The organism is Chryseobacterium sp. sg2396 (genome assembly GCF_042610505.1).
Classification (GTDB): Bacteria; Bacteroidota; Bacteroidia; order Flavobacteriales; family Weeksellaceae; genus Chryseobacterium.
In genome coordinates, this window is the sequence record NZ_JBHGAQ010000014.1 from 1 (window position 1) to 20,589 (window position 20,589).

The 20,589-nt window shown below is 37.9% G+C and carries 24 protein-coding genes; 2 read left to right on the plus strand and 22 right to left on the minus strand.

The features are described 5' to 3' along the window. Positions 1–91 precede the first annotated feature (91 nt). From ACED20_RS14605 to ACED20_RS14690, 18 genes are all read right to left on the minus strand, one after another. Positions 92–1,117, minus strand: coding sequence for a T9SS type A sorting domain-containing protein (locus ACED20_RS14605; protein ID WP_294222841.1), 1,026 nt, complete (start codon positions 1,115–1,117; stop codon positions 92–94). Between the two features lie 207 nt (positions 1,118–1,324). Then, positions 1,325–2,704 carry a dipeptidase gene (locus ACED20_RS14610; RefSeq protein WP_378105384.1) on the minus strand — a complete coding sequence of 460 codons (1,380 nt, stop codon included), beginning with the start codon at positions 2,702–2,704 and terminating at the stop codon, positions 1,325–1,327. Positions 2,705–2,853: 149 nt separating this feature from the next. After that, entirely contained in the window at positions 2,854–3,156 is a 303-nt protein-coding gene (locus ACED20_RS14615) for a hypothetical protein (protein WP_345765762.1), read from the minus strand. 110 nt (positions 3,157–3,266) lie between these two features. Further along, entirely contained in the window at positions 3,267–4,412 is a 1,146-nt protein-coding gene (locus ACED20_RS14620) for a class I SAM-dependent methyltransferase (RefSeq protein WP_378105386.1), read from the minus strand. A gap of 239 nt (positions 4,413–4,651) precedes the next feature. Then, positions 4,652–5,035 (minus strand): GxxExxY protein, encoded by a 384-nt coding sequence (locus ACED20_RS14625; RefSeq protein ID WP_294198718.1) that lies wholly within the window; start codon positions 5,033–5,035, stop codon positions 4,652–4,654. A gap of 107 nt (positions 5,036–5,142) precedes the next feature. Then, on the minus strand, positions 5,143–6,294 hold the full coding sequence (locus ACED20_RS14630) for a methylmalonyl-CoA mutase family protein (protein WP_378105389.1): 1,152 nt from the start codon (positions 6,292–6,294) through the stop codon (positions 5,143–5,145). 120 nt (positions 6,295–6,414) lie between these two features. Next, a complete protein-coding gene (locus tag ACED20_RS14635) occupies positions 6,415–6,771 on the minus strand; it encodes a septum formation initiator family protein (RefSeq protein ID WP_294198722.1) in 357 nt (118 codons plus the stop codon). Positions 6,772–6,773: 2 nt separating this feature from the next. Beyond that, positions 6,774–7,388, minus strand: a complete 615-nt coding sequence (udk, locus tag ACED20_RS14640) for a uridine kinase (protein ID WP_345765767.1) — start codon at positions 7,386–7,388, stop codon at positions 6,774–6,776. Positions 7,389–7,959: 571 nt separating this feature from the next. After that, complete coding sequence (locus ACED20_RS14645; protein ID WP_294231736.1) at positions 7,960–8,262, minus strand: ATP-dependent Clp protease adaptor ClpS; 303 nt, start codon at positions 8,260–8,262, stop codon at positions 7,960–7,962. A gap of 22 nt (positions 8,263–8,284) precedes the next feature. Further along, positions 8,285–9,643, minus strand: a complete 1,359-nt coding sequence (locus ACED20_RS14650) for a hemolysin family protein (protein WP_294198732.1) — start codon at positions 9,641–9,643, stop codon at positions 8,285–8,287. 108 nt (positions 9,644–9,751) lie between these two features. After that, entirely contained in the window at positions 9,752–10,615 is an 864-nt protein-coding gene (gene atpG / locus ACED20_RS14655; RefSeq protein WP_294198734.1) for an ATP synthase F1 subunit gamma, read from the minus strand. 74 nt (positions 10,616–10,689) lie between these two features. Further along, positions 10,690–12,267, minus strand: coding sequence for a F0F1 ATP synthase subunit alpha (atpA, locus tag ACED20_RS14660; RefSeq protein ID WP_294198736.1), 1,578 nt, complete (start codon positions 12,265–12,267; stop codon positions 10,690–10,692). Positions 12,268–12,302: 35 nt separating this feature from the next. Beyond that, positions 12,303–12,809: a hypothetical protein gene (locus tag ACED20_RS14665; protein ID WP_294198738.1), complete on the minus strand. Its 507-nt coding sequence runs from the start codon at positions 12,807–12,809 to the stop codon at positions 12,303–12,305. Positions 12,810–12,829: 20 nt separating this feature from the next. Further along, a complete protein-coding gene (atpH, locus tag ACED20_RS14670; RefSeq protein ID WP_294198740.1) occupies positions 12,830–13,369 on the minus strand; it encodes an ATP synthase F1 subunit delta in 540 nt (179 codons plus the stop codon). Between the two features lie 2 nt (positions 13,370–13,371). Continuing rightward, complete coding sequence (locus ACED20_RS14675) at positions 13,372–13,869, minus strand: F0F1 ATP synthase subunit B (protein WP_294231738.1); 498 nt, start codon at positions 13,867–13,869, stop codon at positions 13,372–13,374. An 88-nt stretch (positions 13,870–13,957) separates the two neighbouring features. After that, a complete protein-coding gene (gene atpE, locus ACED20_RS14680) occupies positions 13,958–14,149 on the minus strand; it encodes an ATP synthase F0 subunit C (protein ID WP_027384648.1) in 192 nt (63 codons plus the stop codon). 51 nt (positions 14,150–14,200) lie between these two features. Beyond that, positions 14,201–15,304 carry a F0F1 ATP synthase subunit A gene (atpB, locus tag ACED20_RS14685; protein ID WP_378105398.1) on the minus strand — a complete coding sequence of 368 codons (1,104 nt, stop codon included), beginning with the start codon at positions 15,302–15,304 and terminating at the stop codon, positions 14,201–14,203. A gap of 53 nt (positions 15,305–15,357) precedes the next feature. Next, entirely contained in the window at positions 15,358–15,735 is a 378-nt protein-coding gene (locus ACED20_RS14690; protein ID WP_294233667.1) for a hypothetical protein, read from the minus strand. Positions 15,736–15,935: 200 nt separating this feature from the next. Between ACED20_RS14690 and ffh the strand changes: the two genes are divergently transcribed. Together ffh and ACED20_RS14700 are read left to right on the plus strand one after the other, a co-directional pair. After that, positions 15,936–17,297, plus strand: coding sequence for a signal recognition particle protein (gene ffh / locus ACED20_RS14695; protein ID WP_294303560.1), 1,362 nt, complete (start codon positions 15,936–15,938; stop codon positions 17,295–17,297). A gap of 30 nt (positions 17,298–17,327) precedes the next feature. Next, positions 17,328–17,606 (plus strand): TM2 domain-containing protein, encoded by a 279-nt coding sequence (locus tag ACED20_RS14700; RefSeq protein WP_378105401.1) that lies wholly within the window; start codon positions 17,328–17,330, stop codon positions 17,604–17,606. A 69-nt stretch (positions 17,607–17,675) separates the two neighbouring features. On the opposite strand, the gene ACED20_RS14705 is transcribed toward ACED20_RS14700, so the two are convergent. The 4 genes from ACED20_RS14705 to ACED20_RS14720 form a co-directional block, all read right to left on the minus strand. Beyond that, positions 17,676–18,311, minus strand: coding sequence for an OmpW family outer membrane protein (locus ACED20_RS14705; RefSeq protein WP_378105404.1), 636 nt, complete (start codon positions 18,309–18,311; stop codon positions 17,676–17,678). 40 nt (positions 18,312–18,351) lie between these two features. Then, complete coding sequence (locus ACED20_RS14710) at positions 18,352–19,020, minus strand: outer membrane protein (RefSeq protein WP_378105407.1); 669 nt, start codon at positions 19,018–19,020, stop codon at positions 18,352–18,354. A gap of 81 nt (positions 19,021–19,101) precedes the next feature. After that, positions 19,102–19,761 (minus strand): outer membrane protein, encoded by a 660-nt coding sequence (locus ACED20_RS14715; protein ID WP_294198887.1) that lies wholly within the window; start codon positions 19,759–19,761, stop codon positions 19,102–19,104. 211 nt (positions 19,762–19,972) lie between these two features. Further along, entirely contained in the window at positions 19,973–20,494 is a 522-nt protein-coding gene (locus ACED20_RS14720; protein WP_294198889.1) for a hypothetical protein, read from the minus strand. Positions 20,495–20,589 lie beyond the last annotated feature (95 nt).

Genomic DNA, 20,589 nt, shown 5'->3' on the forward strand with positions numbered 1-20,589 from the left:
TGTTAATCAGCTATTTATAGTCGAATTCACGTTAAAAATAAGAAAAACGCTCCAATTGGAGCGTTTTTTACATACTAACATTTGTCAGTATTTATTTTTTGATCAATTTTTTTGTCACGTAACTATTTTTGGTTTTTAATCCTATTACATATACTCCGGCAGTTAAAGTACTTACATCTATTTTACCGTTTTGTACCGATAGTTCTATTCTTTTGCTGGATGCATCATATGCATAGGCCGCAATTACTTTATCTTTTCCTTCAACGGTAATGAAGTCAGTTGCAGGGTTTGGATAAATTTTAAAACTGTCACTGTTTTTTTCTATTACCTCGTTGGTACCTAATAAATTGATTGCATTTACTGCGGTAACTGTCAAATTATCGAATAAATGATCCGCAGATACTGCATTACTTGTTCCTGCAGATGCTAAAAGATATATCGAAGACGGATCTACTCCGGTAGCAGCACCTGCAACATATCCATTAAAACCTGGACCTTTCCAATATACATTTCCCGTAGTTTTGTCAAATGCAATTCCCACTCGTATCCAAGAACTGGCAGATAATGTTAAATCAGCAGGTGCTGTTGATGTTCCTCCAAGATAAAATCCATAATTGCCTACTGAACCGCCACCCGCTGTAGCATCATAATATCCTACCCCCTGAATGACTTTAGTATCCTGGGCTAAAGAAACTCCTGATAGAATCTTAGTCAATCCCGAATCATAAATATATACCCTGGTAGCATTTTTTGAAGTAGTGGCAGCACCAGTATATATATCGAATTCTACCTGTACAATATTATTACCAGATGTTCTGGTAGACCATAGAGTTGAAATGGATTTGTAAACGCTCCTTGAGCCAGCAGCAGCAGCTGATCCAGTAATCTTCACTACCTTACCATGGGTTGCATCGTTGTTAGCAATTTGAAATGAAACATTGGTTGCGCCAGTGTCAGTAGATGAAGCTGTGGTATACCACCCACCTTGTCCTGCACTTGCACCAGTAGCCGAAGTTCCGATATTGCCTACTGTATAAGCATTGAAGTTATCAGAAAGCAGTGTCTGTGCATTGGATAGACCAGCACATAAAACAAGAGCTAATAGAGTTTTTTTCATAGTAAAAATATTTTATTATTAATATGAGTAAAAGTAATAATTTTTTCGTACAAAATCATCAAACAATCAATAAATTAAAAAGAAAATATCTAATAACTTAAAGGTAAAGGTTAAGAATCTTTTATACGAAATTTTTTTTGCATATGAACAGGCAAAAAAATTTCGTATAAAAGGCCATTTTCACAAGTCGGAAAATGGCCTTTTATTTTATTTAGCATAATTCTCAAAAAACAAAGGTATACTCTCAATCCCTTTGTAGAAATTAAACAGTCCGTAATGTTCATTCGGCGAATGAATCGCATCGGCATCCAATCCGAAGCCCATTAAAACGGATTTAGCGCTTAAAACCTGCTCGAACATGGCTGTAATCGGTATGCTTCCGCCGCCTCGGTACGGAAGGACTTCTTTTCCGAAAGCGGTTTCCATGGCATGTTTTGCGGCCGTGAACTCTTTGGTTTCTGTCGGCAGGACGTATGGCATTCCTCCATGGTGCGGGGTAACTTTTACCTTTACGTTTTCAGGAGCGATTTTTTCAAAGTATTTTGTAAATTTTTCCGTAATTTCCTCAGGAGTCTGATAAGGTACCAGACGCATGGATATTTTGGCAGAAGCTTTGGAAGGAATCACCGTTTTTGCACCTTCTCCAGTATAGCCTCCCCAAATCCCGTTGCAGTCGAGTGTTGGACGGATCGATGTTCTTTCCAGGGTTGTATATCCTTTCTCTCCTTCCACACCATTCAGTCCGATGGATTTTTTGAATTCTTCCGGATTGTCTTTTAATTTATTCATATCGGCCCTGTCGGATTCTGAAACGGTTTCTACGTTGTCATAAAACCCGTCAATGGTAATATGTCCGTCTTCGTCGATCAGTTTGGCAATCATCCTCGAAAGGACATGGATCGGGTTCGGAACGGCGCCTCCGTACAGTCCGGAATGCAGATCCCTGTTCGGTCCTTCTATTTCCACTTCTACATAGCTCAGCCCTCTTAATCCCGTCGTTACCGTAGGCTGTTCGTTGCTGTAAATATGGGTATCGGAAATCAGGATGCAGTCGCAGGATAATTTTTCTTTGTTTTCATTGACGAAATCCCCAAGGCTTACAGAACCTACTTCTTCTTCTCCTTCCAGAATAAATTTAACGTTGCAAGGAAGCGTATTGGTCTTCATCATCGCCTCAAAAGCTTTCAGGTGCATGAAAAACTGACCTTTATCGTCTGCGGAACCTCTGGCGAAAATCGCACCTTCCTGATGCAGCTCGGTTTTTTCAATATACGGTTCAAAAGGTGGCTTTGCCCATAATTCCAGGGGATCGGCAGGCTGTACATCGTAATGTCCGTATACTAATACTGTCGGTAAATTTTCATCTAAGATTTTTTCCCCGAAAACGATAGGATATCCTTTGGTCTGGCATACTTCCACATGATCCGCTCCTGCATTTTTCAGGTATTCCGCTACAACATCCGCGCATTTCAGGACGTCTTCTTTATACGCCGGATCTGCAGATATGGAGGGAATTCTCAGTAATTCAAACAATTCATCTACGAAACGCTGTTTGTTTTCGCTGATGTAATTTAATGTCTCTTGCATTGTAAAATATTATTTTGTTAAAAGTAAAAAATTTGCCCCGCAAGAACAAACAAAAAGATATAATTTTCCTCAGGTTGGCAAAGGATCCGTTCACATAAGCCCATAAAAAAATCCCGCATTTCTACGGGACTTTTTATATTTTTCAGCGATTAGTGCTCAGCCTTTGGTGTCTGAGTTCCCTGAGGGATTGGCGTAGCATCAGAATGCTTTCCGTCTTCTGCTTTAGGCTGTACCGCAGCGGCAGTATCCGTTTTTGCAGGAGCCTCATGGCCTTCGTGCGCATCTCCTCTGTATTTGGAAAGATTATCCTGCTCACCACTGGCCTGCTCGTCGTCAGAGTATCTCTCCACGCCTTCTTCCAGCTTGATTACGTCTTTATTTCCGCCAGCCTGGATTTTTTTACAGCTTACCGCAACCGTAGCAAGGGCTAAACATATCACTAATTTTTTCATATGGAAATTTATTTTTTCAAGTTTATATGAAACCCGCATTATCTGAAGCGGGCTACACTTACATTTTAATTGCCCAAAATTAAGAAATCCTACATTTTACAGCAACATTTTTATACTGATTTTAGAATTATTTTTCCTTTTTTGGATTGTGTAAAAATAAGGTAATTTTGACCACCGTCTTTCAGATGGTATTTTTTCCTTATTTCTTCCGGTTTTAAAGGATAATTTTTAGAAATGATATTAAACTGGCCTTTTTTTGGAATCTGTTTAGCATCAATACTTTCCATTTCAAAAACACGCCCCGGGAAATCGTTGATCTTCTGATCTGAAGTATACAGATGGGTATTTTGATGAAGTTTTTTCAAGCCGAATTTTTTAGGAATTAAATTAAAAATCCCAGCTTTCAAAATAGAGTTATTCGGGATATAAATAAACTTTTCCGGTTCGCCGTATTCAGCTGCCTGATTTTCTTCTCCGAAATGAAATGTAAATACCGGTTCTCCGCTGTCCAGGTTTACGCAATTGCAGATAATTTCCCCCTGTTTTTCTTTCGATAAAAAGACCACCACTTCTTTGACATCGTTTTTGACGGCGATAATCTCAATCCTGAAAATACCGGGTAAAACGGAAATAAGATATTTTAAATCAATGAGCGGCGAGAGCTTGATGACCACTTCTTTTGAAAGGGAAAGTATTTTTTCCTGAATATCAATTACATTAGGCGACAGATCTTCCAATAAAAAAACTTTATTTTTGTTGTTGTCCCTTCTTGCCGGATCGAGATAAATTACATCAACAGTTTCCGTATTTTCCTTTAAGAACTTTTCCAGCTTCTGATTGATAAATTTTGCTTTTCTGCCTAAAATGCCCCAATTATGTTCAACAATTTGTAAAAGCTCATTGTTTTGCTCCACCAAAGTAATCTCTTGAAAATTTTTGGATAAATAATAAGCATCGATTCCGAAACCGCTGGTAAGGTCGATAAATTTCCCGCCTTGTAAAACTTCCGATTTGTAAAGCGCTGTTTTTTCGGAGGAAGATTGTTCTAAATTGAGCTGCGGCGGAAAAATAATATCTTCCTTTAATAAAAAAGGAAATTTCCTATGTGCCACCTGCTTTCCTTTGATCTGCTGAACGATTTCCTGCATGGAAACCTCAGGGAAAGGTGATTTTTTTAATAACAAGGCATGCAGATCTGTATTGAGATTTGCATTGATGTATTGTTGGATGTTTTGATCTATTATTTTATTAACCACAGATTACATGGATTTCAAAGATGTTTTGTGTTTATTTTTTTATCTTATACTTCTCTACTCAATTGTTCAGAAATTAAAGAGTGAGTGGGCGTTATTTTTAACCACAGATTTGCACGGATTTTCACAGATATTTGCGTTGATTTTTTTATATCTTTTCTGTATTCAGTTGATCAGAAATTAATGATTAGATGGGCATTATTTTACCACAGCTTTTCATAGATGATTGCGCTTAGATTTGATTAATCCAAAGTTCCATGTATTTTTCTGAATATGCTTTTATCAATATAATCGGTATTAAAATTTACTAAGATACCTAATTTTAAATCTGTTAGCTTTAAATAGGTCAGTAACTGCTGATGGTGGATATTATGGATTTCTGTGATGGCCTTTACTTCAATGATGACTTTATTTTCTACGATAATATCCGCAATAAAACCGGAATCTAAAAAAGTATCTTTATATTTAATTTTCATGGGAAACTGAGATTTCACAAACAAACCATAACTTTGCAGTTCGTGACATAAGACATTCTCATAAACTTTTTCTAATAATCCGGGACCTAATTCATTATATACTGAAAATATTGCCTTTCTGACATAAAAACTTATCTCATTTTCTTTCATCTTAATATATTGTGTTTTTTATTTATACTATTTGCGTAATCTGTGAGAATCCGTGAAAATCTGTGGTTAAAATTAATCACATTTTTTTTACAATAATCCGTGGGAAATCACTCAAACATTTCAGCCCAACGCACAGGTTTGATTTCTTTTTCATTGTACAATTCTTCCAAAGATTTTTTCACTTCCAGTTTGGGATAGAGATTTACACCGATCAACTTAATTTTTCCTTCTTCCACCCATTTTTGTTCCTCTACGGCATGTTCGTAGATTCTTTTTTGAATGGTTCCCTGTTGTAATAATTCCAAATAACCTCCGGCTTCTTCTATTTCTACAAAAAGTGCCCATGATTTCTCCGCGATCTGTTGGGTGATATCCTCAATGTAATAGCTCCCGTTTGAGGCGTCTTCAAAAACGTTGATGATGCTTTCGTAGGCTAAAACGATCTGCTGTTTAAAAGAGATCTCTTCCGAATTTTCGGTGTTCCGGTCTACCAGATAATTGTTGCTAAACACCGCATCGGCCCCTCCAATCATGGCTGAAGCCAATTCCAGGGTAGAACGGATCAGGTTATTTTCCTTATCGGAAACCGCCTTATTCCGAAGGGAAGTTTCGGCAAAAATGTAAGGAATTTCATCTAAGCCATATTCTTTGGAAAGTTGATTAAAAATGATCTTAAATGCCCTCAGCTTAGCCATTTCAAAAAAATAGTTGGGTCCGATCGCAATTCTGAATACCAATTTATTTAAAATTTCCGCACCATAAATTTCCACCAATTCTTTTGTTTTGGCCACGGCAATGCCGAGTTGCTGGTAAATCGCTGCGCCTGCATTCTGATGAAGCGAAATGTCTACACAAATGTTTCTTCTAAACTGTTTGGCCAATAATTCTTTCACCAGCTGATCATTAATTACCGCCTCCTTTTCATCAAAAACATCGATTAACGAAAAATACCGGTCTTCTTCTTTCGGGCTGATGTGTCCGGCCAGATCCGTATTATTTACAAAAATGGTTTTCTGCTCAAGGTTTTCCACATTCTGATCCAATAGGAACGCGAATACATCGTCTATCAGACTTTCGTGATAGTTTGCGACCAGATGGGTATTTTCCTCGATTTTAGGCAGGTTTACCAAAGGCTGTTCTACCGACTCATAAAAAGGTTTTACCTCGATCCCCTCAAGGTTTTCTTTTTTAAGAACGGAATAAATGTCGTCGGTCTTAAGCTGTTTCTTTACTAAATTTTCCCAGGCGTTGTATGACATGGTGTGTGGATTTTGAGTGGTGGGGCAATTGTGAATTGTGAATTTAACAAACAGGCTTATTGCTTATCCTGGTGAGATTGACAAGCACAGCGAATTGACAATTCACCATTCACCTTTTAATTATTTTTTCGCAATCTTCGTGCTGTCTACGACCAGGATAAAGATTTCCTCATTCGGTTTCTTCATAAAATAATTTTCACGGGCGTATTTCTCCTTTTCGGATTTATTGTTCATCAGTTTCTTATAAAACGCGTCATTTTTTTCATATTCGGTTTTATAATACTGAAGCTGTTCTTCGTATTTGTTAATTTCGCCGTTGAGTTCGTTGATAACGAGGAAAGAAGTTTTGTCAAAGAAAATCATCCAGACCAGAAACAGGCAGATCGTAATCGTATATTTATTCAAGATATATTTTTGAATAAGTTTAAAGGTTTCAGACTTAGGCTGAATGTCTCTGATCAGTTTATTTTCTTTCATGACTACTGTTTTCTCAACGAATTTTTAATAACGGTGGTTAGAAAATCTATGGCTACGGAATTCTGCCTCATATTCGGAATAATAAGATCCGCTTCGTTTTTGGATGGTTCGATAAATTCCAGGTGCATCGGTTTCAGGGTAGTCTGGTAACGGTGCAATACTTCGTTAAGATCTCTTCCTCTTTCCTGCGTATCCCTCCTGATCCTCCTGATCAGTCTTTCGTCGGAGTCGGCATGTACGAATACTTTAAGGTCAAATTCCTTCAACAGTTCCTTGTTGGTAAGTACCAGGATACCTTCGACAACCAGTACGTTTTTAGGTTCTACCGTCACATGGTCCCCGGTTCTGGAATGCGTTACAAAGCTGTAGATCGGTTGCTCGATCGGCTGATTGTTTTTTAATGCTTTTACGTGTTTGATCAGTAAGTCGAAATCGATGGATTTCGGATGGTCATAGTTCAGGGCTTCCCTTTCAACCAAGGTGAGGTTATGATTATCGTGATAGTAATTATCCTGTGAAAGAATGTTCATTCCCTCAATATCCAGCTGCTGGATAATTTTATCCACCACCGTAGTTTTGCCGGATCCTGTACCTCCCGCAATTCCTATTACAAGCATTATTTTAAAGTTCTTTATAGTTTGTACAAATATACTATTTTATTTAAAAGACGGAAGCAGGATGGAGGAAGATAGAAGTTTTTTACGGAAAAAATGAAATGCATGAATCTATCTGTAATTGAGTTTCATGTTGATTGGGCTGATTATTTGTAAAACGCGGGGTTCGCGAAGTTTTTTGAACAACTATTTCGCTTATTTCCGTTCGCAAGGGCACTTCATTCAGCAAATGAGCAGGTATCTGGAAAATTATAAAGATGCAGGCTTAAATTGATAGTTTAATTTAAACGCAGGGTTCGCGAAGCCTTTGAGGACAATTGTTGCGCTTATTTCCGTTCGCAAGGGCGCTTCGCTCAGCTAATGAGCAGAAGTCCGGATTTTTGCATTAGAATTAACTTTTATTGAGTTTGAATAAATTTTAAACACTTATTTTTTACCTTAAATTCTATAATATTTACTTTCTTTTTAGCGGAAAACTTCCGGCATCCATCTTCCCTCTTCCAGCCAGTACATCCGGATTATTTCGGGTTCCGTTAATGCCAACAGAAAATCCGGCGGTGATGCCGGACTGTTCTTATACGATTTCGCTTGTTAATTCCCTTGAAAGTAATTTTTCATGCATGGGCTTCAGAAGATCCAGTGAGCCTGTTTTCACGGTGCATTTGCCTTTGAAATGGACCAGTAAGGTGCATTGCTCCGCCTGTTCCAGGGTATGCTTGCAAATCTCGATTAAAGAATCGATTACATAATCGAAGGTATGTACATCATCGTTGTGCAATACTAGCTTATAGACTTCATCCGTATCATCCATCACGAGAACTTCCTCTTCGTATTTCCTTTTTGGGTCTTCGTAATCTTTTATATGGTTGTAAAACATTTTTATTTGTTTTTAAAACAGATTAAACCTCTCCTATTTTTTCTGCCAGATCATTGATGCTATTGGGTTCTTCATAAACCAACTCCACCAACTCCACACTTTTGTTATTCATTTTCAGAATTTTGAACTGGTAATTTTCAAGTTCAAACTCCTGGTTTTCCTCCGGAATATCTTCTAAGGCGTGAAGGATAAATCCTGCCAGGGTATTGTATTCGCTTTCTTCCGAAAGTGCAAGCCTTTTCGGTAAAAATTCATTAATCTCGTCCAATGGCTGCGTGGCCTGTACCCAATAGGTGTTATCTCCTATTTTATCTACAATTTTCTCTTCATCATCCTCTTCATCCTGGATTTCTCCTACAAGCTCTTCCAGAATATCTTCCAGGGTAATGATTCCTTCAGTTCCACCGAATTCATCGATCACAATAGCCAGATGCTGCTTCTTCTGCTGGAAAATCTTTAATAAGTCCGAAATCTTTTTACTTCCTACTACGAAGAAGGCATCCCTCATCAGCTCCTTCAGGTCATCATGATTCAGTTCACCCTTTCTTTTAACGAACTCCCTGATGATTTCTTTGGTATACAATATTCCGATTATATTATCAATAGAATCCATATACACCGGAATCCTGGAATACCCGCTGTCCATAATTTTATTGATAATTTCGTTAACATCTTCTTCAAAGTCGATAGACGTAATGTTCTGACGCGGGACCATGATCTGTTTGGCAGAATGATCTGTAAAATCAAAGGCGTTCTTAATGATCTCGTAGTTCTCTTCTTCAATTTCACCGCTGTCCGCACTCTGCTTTACCAACAGCTGAAGTTCCTCCGTAGAATGGATTTCATGCTCTGAGGCAGGATGGATTTTTACCAGTCTTAAAAAAGTATTGGACATTAAATTCATCAACCAGATAAAGGGCTTGAATACGGTATAGAAAACCCTTAAAGGGATAGCCGTCGCCATCGTTGTGGATTCCGATTTCCTGATCGCAATGGATTTAGGGATAAGCTCACCGAACACAATATGCATTACGGTGATCAGCACAAAGCTGGTGACCACCGAAATGGTGGTAATGGTAGTCTGAACCAATTCTATATTGAGGGAATGGAATATATTTTCCACTATATGATGCAGGGCACTTTCTCCTACCCAACCCAGGGCAAGGGAAGCCAATGTAATACCGAGCTGCGTGGCGGAAAGATATTCATCAAGATGCTTGATGATGTGTTCTGCCTGCTTTGCCATAGAGTTTCCCTCTGCAGCTTTTAACTGGATCTGTGAGTAACGAACTTTAACGATTGAAAATTCTGCGGCTACGAAGAAGCCATTAAGTAAAACAAGTAATACGGCCAGCAAAAGCCTGACTATGTCCGAGTCCATTTAGAAGTGATATAAATTTGTTGCTACAAATATATACAAAATAAAAATAACAAAAAAAGCATCGTGGTATACGATGCTTTAATATAAATACTATGGTAAAATAATTATTTATGAATTTTTCAAAGCTTCAGCTCCGGAAACGATCTCCAGGATCTCGTTGGTAATGGCTGCCTGTCTTGCTTTGTTGTAGAAAATAACCAGATCATTTTTCAATGCCTGGGCATTATCCGTTGCTTTATGCATGGCTGTCATTCTTGCCCCGTGTTCAGAAGCTACTGAATCAAGAACCGCTTTGAAAACCTGGGTCTTGATTGATTTAGGAATCAGGTTATCCAGGATTTCCGCTCTGCTTGGCTCGAAAATATAATCGGTTTCTATCTGAGGCTCCGTCGTTTCAGGCATAGAGATCGGAAGAAGCTGCTCGGTAGTTACTTCCTGGGTAGCTGCATTTACGAATTTATTGTAAATTAAATAAACTTCGTCGAACTTCCCTTCTCTGAAACTGTCCATTACAGCTTCAGCAACATGGGAAACAGCATCAAAGCTCAGCTTATCGTAGATCCCACTTTCGTTGGCATATACGGTACGGCTTCTTCTTACGGCATCAAAAGCTTTTTTACCGATAGAAAGCACTTCAACTTCGTATTGGGATTTATGCTGAAACTGTGCATTAAGCTCCTTAACGATGGATGAGTTAAAAGCTCCGGCAAGACCTCTGTTTGAAGTAATAGCGATGAAAAGCACTCTTTTTACTTCTCTTTTCTGAGCATAAACAGAAATCTGGTCAGGATCCGAACTTGAATTTACATTCTGGATCAGCTCCTGAAGTTTCTCAGAATAAGGTCTCAACATCACGATGGCGTCCTGTGCTTTTTTAAGTTTCGCAGCGGAAACCATTTTCATAGCACGGGTAATCTGCATCGTTGATGAAATTGACGTAATTCTGCCTCGTATTTCTTTTAAGTTTGCCATTATTTTGGTTCAAGGTTTAAGGTCTAAAGTTTAAGGTCTAAAACATTGAATTCTAAACCTTAAACATTGAAATTTTAGTTATATTTAGACGCTAAGTCGTTAGCTGCCTGCTTAAGAACGCTGGTGATGGAATCATCAATTTTCCCTGCTTTGATCGCTGCCATCGTATCAGGATGCTTAGATCTCAGGAACTCGATATATTCAGTCTGGAATTCTTTTACTTTTCTGATCGGAACGTTTCTCAATAAGTTCTCAGTTCCTGCGTAGATCATTGCTACCTGGCTGTCTACCGGAAGCGGAGAGTTAACAGGCTGCTTCAAAAGCTCCACGTTTCTTTCTCCTTTTGAGATAACGGCTAATGTAGAAGCATCAAGATCGGATCCGAATTTAGCGAACGCTTCCAATTCTTTGTACTGTGCCTGGTCTAATTTAAGCGTACCGGAAACTTTCTTCATGGATTTGATCTGAGCATTACCTCCTACCCTTGATACGGAGATCCCCACGTTAATTGCCGGACGGACCCCTGAGTTAAATAGATCAGACTCCAAGAAGATCTGTCCGTCTGTAATAGAGATTACGTTGGTCGGGATATACGCAGAAACGTCACCTGCCTGAGTTTCAATAATCGGAAGTGCCGTTAACGATCCTCCTCCTTTCACGATCGGCTTCAAAGATTCCGGTAAGTCGTTCATCTGGCTTGCAATCGTATCGTCAGCGATTACTTTTGCCGCTCTTTCCAATAATCTGGAGTGAAGATAGAAAACGTCCCCTGGATAAGCTTCACGACCCGGTGGTCTTCTCAATAGAAGGGAAAGCTCACGGTAAGCAACCGCCTGCTTGGACAAATCATCATAAACGATCAAAGCCGGTCTTCCGGTATCTCTGAAGAACTCCCCGATCGAAGCTCCTGCCATGGCAGAATATACCTGCATCGGAACCGGGTCTGAAGCATTCGCTGCAACGATTACCGTGTAAGCCAAAGCCCCTTTATCTGATAAAGTTTTAACGATTTGTGCTACGGTAGACGCTTTCTGCCCGATCGCAACATATATACAGTATACAGGCTGGCCTGCATCATAAAATTCTTTTTGGTTGATGATCGTATCGATCGCAACAGTGGTTTTACCGGTCTGTCTGTCACCAATGATCAGCTCTCTCTGTCCTCTTCCTACAGGGATCATAGAGTCGATCGCAACAATACCTGACTGTAAAGGTTCAGTTACCGGCTGTCTGTAGATAACCCCCGGAGCTTTTCTTTCCAACGGCATTTCGTATAAATCTCCTGTAATAGGACCTTTACCATCGATAGGGTTACCAAGAGTATCTACTACTCTTCCCAACATTCCTTCTCCTACTTTTATAGAAGAGATTCTGTTTGTTCTTCTTACAGTGTCTCCTTCTTTTACTAATTTACTTTCACCAAGTAAAGCAACACCAACGTTGTCTTCTTCAAGGTTCAGTACAATACCTTCTACATCACTAGAAAATTTCACCAACTCTCCGTATTGTACGTTTTCTAACCCGTATACACGAGCAATACCATCACCGATGGTTAAAACTGTACCTACTTCCTCAACGTTTGATTGAGTATCGAAGTTGGCCAATTGCTGTTTTAAGATCGCAGATACTTCTGCCGGATTTATTTCTGCCATTGTATGGTTGTTTTTTCTTATTTAAAATAATTTTTTTATCTTCCTATGCTAACGTTAAAACCATTTCTTGGTCTGTTACTTTGTTGGATAATGACTGTTGATGATTGACTTCCAGCTCCTAGTTTGCTTCGAAGGTTATCATTATTATATTTATTAATAAAAATATCCACCTTTTCATCATCAAGATCTCCGCTTTCATCAATAACATTGGATTTATATAAATTTTTAATGATATCCTTGTCGCTTAGATCAGTCAGTAATTCTTTTCCATTTTTCAAAAAACGAACGGTATTTATTATATTAGTCCAAGTACTTCTTTCATTTGGATAAAGGGGACGATTTTTTGGAGTTTCATAAGTGGTCCTTAAAATAGATATAATTTCATTTCCTTTTAAATCTGAAATCACTTCACCCGTACCCGTGTCTTCGACATTATATACTAACTTATCATCAATAAAAGCCTGTCCTTTTTTAATCTTAACTTTCTGTCCAAAAGATAAACAAGAAATCGCTAAAGCTAAACCAAATAAAACTTTTTTCATGGTTAATTGTGTTTTAATTATTAATTTAAGCTAAAATCTTTTTTAACCTGGTTGAGCTTTGATTTTACCGAAGCGTCGATCTGCTGATCTCCCACTCTTAAAATGTAGCCTCCTAAAATCTCAGGTTTTACATTAACCTGTAGATCGAAATTGTTCTTAAGGTTAACAAGATTGGATGTTTTTAAAATCTGCTCAATGTTCTCTTTGGAAAGTTGAGTGGCCGTCGTAAGGGTCACTCTTTGTACTCCATTGATGTCTTCTACTTTGTTGATAAACTCCTGAGCAATATTCTTCAACTGGTTTTCACGACCGTGCTTGATTACCAGAGTAATCAGGTTCTGTGAAGAAGCTGATAAGCCTTTAAAAATTTCGTTTGCTACTTCTACTTTCTTTTTAGAATCGATGTAAGGCGTCATGAAAAATTTGTTTAAGTCCGCAGACTCTTTCATAATCTTCACTACATCTTTCATTTCAGAAAATACAGTAGCCGTTTGACCTGACTCATTAGTGAAATCAAGTAAACCTTGTGCGTATCTTTTAGCTACTTTAGATGTAAGCATTCTTAGTTAAGGTTTGATTTGTTTAAATAATTCTGAACTAATTCGTTTTGAGCTTCGCTATTGTCTAACTTCTGCTTCAGGATAGATTCTGCAATATTTACAGACAAAACACCGATCTGAGTTTTGATATCTGCCATAGCAGCATTTTTCTCAGCATTGATGGTTTGCTTAGCCGCTTCAATCATTTTGTCCCCTTCTACTTTAGCAACATCTTTAGCTTCACCCACGATTTTATCTCTGATATCTCTTGCTTCTTTAAGGATAGCATCTCTTTCGATTTTAGCCTCACGAATAATTCTCTCGTTGTCCTCTTTTAAAGTTTCCATCTCTTTTCTTGCCAGTGTAGCCTGATTAAGAGCGTCAACAATAGAAGTTTCTCTATCATTAATAGATTTTAAAATAGGTTTCCAAGCGAATTTACCTAACAAGAATAACAATGCCAGAAAAATAACAGACTGGATAATAAATAATCCTGATGAAAACTGATGAATTAATTCCATTATATAAAAATGTATAAATAATTATTACTTTTTTTAAAATTAACATTGCTGCAGCCAACCGCTGCAACAATGTTTTTCTTTTTTTGGCTTATGATGCGAATAACGCAGCGAAAGCAACACCTTCAACTAGTGCAGCTGCAATAAGCATTGCAGTTTGGATCTTTCCAGATTGCTCAGGTTGTCTAGCGATAGCCTCAAGAGCAGCAGCTCCGATTTTACCAAGACCGATACCTACACCAAGTACGATAAGACCTGCACCAATAATTCTAGGGATTTCCATAATATATAATTTTAAAAAATTGTTTTATATTAATATTCTAAATTTCAAATTTTAGTGAGCAGCATGATGTTCGTGCTCATGTTCTTCTACAGCCATTCCAATAAATAAAGCGGACAACATTGTAAAGATATAGGCCTGTAAGAATGCTACTAATACTTCCAGTAAATAAATTACTAATGTTAAGAACGGGAATGCAACACCCGCGATCCAATTATTGAAGATATAAATAGATCCGATCAACGTCATTACAACAATGTGTCCTGCAGTCATGTTAGCAAAAAGTCGGATCATTAAAGCAAACGGTTTTGTAATGGTTCCTAATAATTCAATCGGCAACATGATGAACTTCATTGGAACAGGCACGCCTGGCATCCAAAAAATATGCTTCCAGTAATCTTTGTTCCCTGAGAACGTAGTTACAAGATAAGTAAGAATTGCAAGGAAAAACGTCATTGTAATATTACCGGTAACATTTATACCGAAAGGCATTAATCCTAATACGTTTAAGAATAAGATAAAGAAGAATACAGTTAACAAATAACCAATGTATCTTTTATATTTATGCCCAATATTTGGAATAGCAATTTCATCTCTTACGAATATTACTAAAGGTTCTAAAAATTTAGCAACTCCTGTAGGAACCTGAGACTTTTTGTAAGATCTTGCCATTCCTGTGAAAAGTAGAAACATTACAACTGCAACAAAGAAAATAATCAGCACACTTTTAGTAACCGAAAGATCTAAAGGCTTCTTATTTGTAGGATGCCCCTTTTCATCTAAATTTAAAGTTCCCGCTGCATCGGTCTTATAAACTTTCTCGTGATGTAATTTGTAATAAGATCCGTCAACTTCCGTAGTTTCTCCGTGCATAAACCCTTCTTTACTATTACTCATAAAGGCATGGAATCCGTTATCATAAAAAATAACAGGAAGCGGAAAACCGATGTGGTGACCTTCTTTATCTACCATCAATGTAAAGTCGTGTGCATCCAACAAGTGATGATCGATGTACTCTTTGTTTTCTTTAGTTACTCTGTCTTTTTCCGAAAGTTCCGTTTTGGCAGAACCTGCTTCGGCAGTAGCCTCACCGTGCTGTGCAGACACTAAGTTTAATACAAAAATACTGTAGAATAAAACTGCGAATTTCTTAAACATTGATAGGTTTTTTTCGTTGTGCAAAAATATAATATTTTTTCTAGTTTCAGCAATTAATTTTCCTGTTTTTTGTCATGATTGATCAGCATAATTGCATAGTATGTTAGCAAAGCTGTAAGGACAAAATATGGAATAATAAAATGGAACTTGTAATCCGGAACTGATTCAAAATTTAATTTCTTTCGGATTAAATACATAAGTCCAAATTTCAAAAGAATCAATCCAATAACAGATAATCCCAAAAATTGAGGAACGGTTTTATTGATTAAAACAACTAATGTAATCATCATCATAAACATAACGCTGAGGAAAAGATAAAACTTCACGATCACAATTTCATCCAGATGGAACACAAACTTCCACAGAGAGAAATGGATCAGGAAGGTTAAAAAAAACAGGACCGTTACCAGAATATTGGGATTGATTTTCATTTTAAAATGTATTTCCAGCCTAACAATCATTAGGCTGATTTTAATTTAATGGCAAAAATAGACTTTTTCTCCCGGATTTCATTACCATTTGATTTATATCATCCCTATAATTTATACCTTATATTATAATATTACGTGCCTAAGCGTTTTTAAATACTAAAAAATTCCTTATTTTTGCGCACCTATAATTTACAATAAATATGTTCAACAGTTTACAGGATAAATTAGATAAAGCGCTGCACAATATTTCAGGACGTGGAAAAATCACGGAAATCAACGTAGCGGAAACCGTAAAAGAGATCAGAAGAGCGTTGGTGGATGCCGACGTTAATTATAAAGTTGCAAAAGACCTTACCAAAAGAGTTCAGGATAAAGCACTTGGACAGGACGTTCTTACTTCCCTAACACCGGGCCAGCTGATGACGAAGATCGTTCACGACGAGCTGGTAGATCTGATGGGTGGTTCCCAGGAGGGCATCAACCTTTCCGGAAAACCATCGGTAATTCTTATTGCAGGGCTTCAGGGTTCCGGGAAGACGACTTTCTCCGGAAAATTAGCCAGCTATTTAAAAACAAAAAGAAATAAAAAGCCCCTTCTGGTTGCCTGTGACGTATACCGTCCGGCGGCAATCGATCAGCTGAAAGTATTGGGCGGCCAGATCGGCGTTCCGGTTTTCACAGAAGAAGGTTCTATGGATCCTTCAAGCATTTCACAGAATGCCATCGATTTTGCAAAATCAAATGGTCATGATGTCGTTATCGTCGATACGGCAGGACGTTTAGCAATCGATGAGCAGATGATGAATGAGATCAAAACCGTTCATACTACCATTAAACCAAACGAAACTTTATTCGTTGTGGATTCCATGACCGGTCAGGATGCCGTAAATACAGCCAAAGCCTTTAATGATACTTTAAATTTTGACGGGGTTGTTCTAACCAAATTGGATGGTGACACCCGTGGTGGAGCTGCACTGACGATTCGTTCCGTAGTGGAAAAGCCGATCAAGTTCATCTCTACCGGTGAAAAAATGGAAGCTTTGGACCTCTTCTACCCTGAAAGGATGGCCGACAGGATCCTGGGAATGGGAGACGTTGTTTCCCTGGTAGAAAGAGCGCAGGAGCAGTTTGATGAAGAAGAAGCTAAAAAACTTCACAAGAAAATCGCTAAAAACGAATTCGGTTTTGATGATTTCCTGAAGCAGATCAACCAGATCAAAAAGATGGGGAATATGAAAGACCTGATGGGAATGATCCCGGGCGTTGGAAAAGCGATCAAAGATGTAGAGATCAGCGATGATGCTTTTAAACATATCGAAGCAATTATCTACTCGATGACGCCCGAAGAAAGAAGAAAGCCTTCCATCATCAATACCCAGAGAAAAAACAGGATTGCCAAAGGTGCCGGAAGAAAAATCGAAGATGTCAACCAATTGATGAAGCAGTTCGACCAGATGGGCAAAATGATGAAGATGATGCAGGGCCCTCAGGGTAAACAGATGATGCAGATGATGAGCAAAATGCCGAATATGCCGGGTATGGGCGGAATGTTCGGAAAATAACACCAGGAAACAAATTAAAAAAATCTTATTATGGAAATTAATGAAAATCAAGGAAATTACAGCTACAATCAGGGAACGCCTTACAAATCTGAGAAAAAAGTAACTGCAGGAATTTTAGCAATTTTGCTAGGAGGATTTGGTGTACACAAATTTTATCTTGGATACACAAAAGCAGGTATTATTCAAATTCTTTTAAGCTTTTTATGTATTGGAGGATTAATAGGTTTAATTGAAGGCATTATGTACCTTACCAAATCTGACGAGGAATTCGACAGAACCTATGTTCAGAATCAGAAAGAATGGTTCTAAGCCCAATTGAAATAAAAAATAAATCCGGCTCAGTAATGGGCCGGATTTATTTGTCATGTTCAACAAAGATTATTTGTCAGATTTCTGAGCTTTAGCTTTGATGAAATAAGAGAAACCTACGTTTACCCCGAAAGTATTTACGTGTGTTTTAACATCGGTACCCATAAACGTTTCTTTGTTGGAAAACTGGTCATAAGAAACACCTAGGTTGATCCCTAACGACTGAGTAGCCATATAGGTTACTCCTCCTTTTACTCTCCATGCAAGACCGTCTGTAGTGGTCTCATCTGAGCTGGAAAGTCCCATAAAGTTTACCTCGCCTTTGTTTTTTACAGATGCATATCCGATACCTGCTCCTAAGAATGGTACAAATTTGCTATCATTAGAAAAATAGTAAGTCGCCGTAGGCATTACTGAGAAACTTGTAGTTGTAGATTTTGTTCCTTCGTACTTGGTTGTAGAGCTGGTAAGACCCAAATCGATCCCAACAGCCAATTTATCGATAACGAAGTATCCAACTGATGGCGTTAATGAAAACGTGCTTACTTTTGGCCCGTCTGCAGACTGGCCTTCAGCTTTTACCTTGGTTGTTACGTTATTGAATCCGAAACCGGTATTCCCACTGATTACCCAATCTCCTTTAGTCATTTGTGCATTATACAACCCGAAAAGTGCCACCGCACCTGCTAATAATAATTTTTTCATAAAAATTGATTTATTTAAAAAAGTTTAGTTTATTGTTGATTTATTTTGCGAAAACATATTTCACACTGAAAGAAACAGCAAACAGATTCAGACCAAAATTATAGTCTTTGATGTTTAACTGATCTTCATCTTTATACATAAGACTTCTATACCCGAACTCTCCTATCGTAGCTTCGACAGACCAGTTTTTATTAAGAAAATAATCGAGACCCGGCTTTACATTAATACCGATAGCGGTGTGTCTTCTGTCATTAGATAATGTCTGATAGCTTACATAGCCAGTCGGTTCATAAACATCAGTCACAAAAGCATCCTGCCGGAGCTTTCCGAATTCCATCGGAACCTGAAGCTGTCCGAAAAAGTATAATTTTTCTGATAATGTCCAGTATTTTCTTACAAATGGGGTTACTGTAACCGCATTTGTTTTTCCTGTATAGTCGATAAGAGAGATTAAAGGTCCGCTGTAAAGGGCTTGTGTGTAATTCAACTTACTGTAGGTATATCCCAGACCGGTACCTACGACCAGATTAGGCGCAACAAATATCCCTGCGGTCGGGATGATTTTGAAATTCTGCTGCGTTGTATTTTCGCTTTTGCTATTGTATTTATTGTAGTTTATTTCTCCCGAAACATATACGGTTCCTTGTTTAATCTGAGCATTTGAAAAGCTGTACAGCATGGCTGCACCGGCGATCAGTATTTTTTTCATGATGATTAGTTTAAAAATTACTAAGTGAAAAAAGCCCTGAGTTAAAAACTGAGGACTTTTTCATCTTATATGATTTGTTTATTACTTGGCAAAAACATATTTAACACCGAATGTTACAGTAGATAGGTTCAGACCGAAGCTATAGTTGTTGGTCGCATCACCATCTTTCGGCTTGAAGTTGTTGTATCCGAATTCTCCGATCGTTGCTTCGATAGACCAGTTTTTATTTAGGAAATAATCCAAACCTGGTTTTACCGTTACCCCGATCTGAGTGTATTTCGCTTCAGAAGAAGATGATGCAGTGCTTACGGAAGATCCGGAAGTAGTTACTGTTTTATTTTCAACTTCAGCTTTTCCAAACTGCATAGGTACAGCCAACTGACCGAAGATGTATAATTTATCTCCCAAAGTCCAGTATTTTCTTGCGAAAGGAGCTACTACAAATGCAGGCTGCTTTATTTCGTTGGTCGTTACAATAGTCGTTCCCGCTCCAATGAAATTGTTTACTACATTGGTGTTTTTTTGAGTCTGATACCCGATTCCTAAACCGATCGCAAAATTGTTACTTACAAAATATCCAACTGTAGGCAATACATTGAAATTTTCTGTTTTATTGTTACCGTTGTTTGTTTCTTCCTGAGAATAACCTACAGATCCTGATAAATAAGTAGTCCCTGCTGCAATCTGAGCGTTAGACAAACCGAAAAGTGCAATTGCACCCGCCATTAATACTTTCTTCATTTTTTAAAAATTTAATACTTTCTGACGGCAAATTTACAGTGATGGTGATGAATATTAAAATTTGTTAATGTGATTAATATCATCGGGAGATATTTCTAATTTTCGAGAATAAAATGTATCAAAATAGGTCAGTTTGTATTTTTTACAATTTTTAACCAAAAAAAGTTCCGATTCTGCAACCGGAACTTATTATATGTAATTTTTTATAATTTTATTTCAGGAAGAAATTCGCCCCGAAATTGATGGCACCGAAGTTAAAACGGTCATTCCTATTCCAGCGTGGGTCGGGCCCTGGTCCATAATTCTTGTATTTACTTCCGATATTCTGGAAACCTAAATACAGTTCTACATTCTTCATTTGGTAACCAACTCTTGGTGCAACATAAACACCGCTGTTGATATAGTTTTTGGTTGAGATGGCCGCTCCTAAATCCAGTCCCACAAAAAGAGGAACCTTATTAAAGGTATATTTCCCGGAAACGGCAAGAGGAATAAATCCAAAATCTTCCACGTTATCTTTTCCGAAAAAATGAGAATATCCCGTAGTGGCACCAATATCGAGACCCTTCGTAATATTCCACATATAAGCGGCATCAATTCCTAATGTTACACTTGCCGCATCCGCTGCATCTCCAAGAGGAGCACCGATATGGCCTCCCAGCCTGAAACCTTCCTGAGCCTGTGCAAGGCCACCGAAAAATGCAAAAGCACCTAACAATAATAGTTTTTTCATTTTAATAAGTTTAAGATTAGAATATCTGAATTGGTTTCAGAATTAAAAACAAAAAAGCGGTACAAAATCTGTACCGCTTTACTTTTTAACTAGGT

Excerpts from the sequence above, each read along its gene's own strand:
- ACED20_RS14710 (WP_378105407.1), bottom strand. The coding sequence starts at position 19,020 with ATGAAAAAAATACTGATCGCCGGTGCAGCCATGCTGTACAGCTTTTCA.
- atpH (WP_294198740.1), bottom strand. The coding sequence starts at position 13,369 with ATGCTTACATCTAAAGTAGCTAAAAGATACGCACAAGGTTTACTTGAT.
- atpA (WP_294198736.1), bottom strand. The coding sequence starts at position 12,267 with ATGGCAGAAATAAATCCGGCAGAAGTATCTGCGATCTTAAAACAGCAA.
- ffh (WP_294303560.1), top strand. The coding sequence starts at position 15,936 with ATGTTCAACAGTTTACAGGATAAATTAGATAAAGCGCTGCACAATATT.
- atpG (WP_294198734.1), bottom strand. The coding sequence starts at position 10,615 with ATGGCAAACTTAAAAGAAATACGAGGCAGAATTACGTCAATTTCATCA.
- ACED20_RS14625 (WP_294198718.1), bottom strand. The coding sequence starts at position 5,035 with ATGAAAGAAAATGAGATAAGTTTTTATGTCAGAAAGGCAATATTTTCA.
- ACED20_RS14705 (WP_378105404.1), bottom strand. The coding sequence starts at position 18,311 with ATGAAAAAATTATTATTAGCAGGTGCGGTGGCACTTTTCGGGTTGTAT.
- ACED20_RS14610 (WP_378105384.1), bottom strand. The coding sequence starts at position 2,704 with ATGCAAGAGACATTAAATTACATCAGCGAAAACAAACAGCGTTTCGTA.
- ACED20_RS14720 (WP_294198889.1), bottom strand. The coding sequence starts at position 20,494 with ATGAAAAAACTATTATTGTTAGGTGCTTTTGCATTTTTCGGTGGCCTT.
- ACED20_RS14630 (WP_378105389.1), bottom strand. The coding sequence starts at position 6,294 with ATGTCATACAACGCCTGGGAAAATTTAGTAAAGAAACAGCTTAAGACC.
- ACED20_RS14635 (WP_294198722.1), bottom strand. The coding sequence starts at position 6,771 with ATGAAAGAAAATAAACTGATCAGAGACATTCAGCCTAAGTCTGAAACC.
- ACED20_RS14605 (WP_294222841.1), bottom strand. The coding sequence starts at position 1,117 with ATGAAAAAAACTCTATTAGCTCTTGTTTTATGTGCTGGTCTATCCAAT.
- ACED20_RS14645 (WP_294231736.1), bottom strand. The coding sequence starts at position 8,262 with ATGTTTTACAACCATATAAAAGATTACGAAGACCCAAAAAGGAAATAC.
- ACED20_RS14675 (WP_294231738.1), bottom strand. The coding sequence starts at position 13,869 with ATGGAATTAATTCATCAGTTTTCATCAGGATTATTTATTATCCAGTCT.
- ACED20_RS14615 (WP_345765762.1), bottom strand. The coding sequence starts at position 3,156 with ATGAAAAAATTAGTGATATGTTTAGCCCTTGCTACGGTTGCGGTAAGC.
- udk (WP_345765767.1), bottom strand. The coding sequence starts at position 7,388 with ATGCTTGTAATAGGAATTGCGGGAGGTACAGGATCCGGCAAAACTACG.
- ACED20_RS14715 (WP_294198887.1), bottom strand. The coding sequence starts at position 19,761 with ATGAAGAAAGTATTAATGGCGGGTGCAATTGCACTTTTCGGTTTGTCT.
- ACED20_RS14665 (WP_294198738.1), bottom strand. The coding sequence starts at position 12,809 with ATGAAAAAAGTTTTATTTGGTTTAGCTTTAGCGATTTCTTGTTTATCT.
- ACED20_RS14690 (WP_294233667.1), bottom strand. The coding sequence starts at position 15,735 with ATGAAAATCAATCCCAATATTCTGGTAACGGTCCTGTTTTTTTTAACC.
- atpB (WP_378105398.1), bottom strand. The coding sequence starts at position 15,304 with ATGTTTAAGAAATTCGCAGTTTTATTCTACAGTATTTTTGTATTAAAC.
- ACED20_RS14700 (WP_378105401.1), top strand. The coding sequence starts at position 17,328 with ATGGAAATTAATGAAAATCAAGGAAATTACAGCTACAATCAGGGAACG.
- atpE (WP_027384648.1), bottom strand. The coding sequence starts at position 14,149 with ATGGAAATCCCTAGAATTATTGGTGCAGGTCTTATCGTACTTGGTGTA.
- ACED20_RS14650 (WP_294198732.1), bottom strand. The coding sequence starts at position 9,643 with ATGGACTCGGACATAGTCAGGCTTTTGCTGGCCGTATTACTTGTTTTA.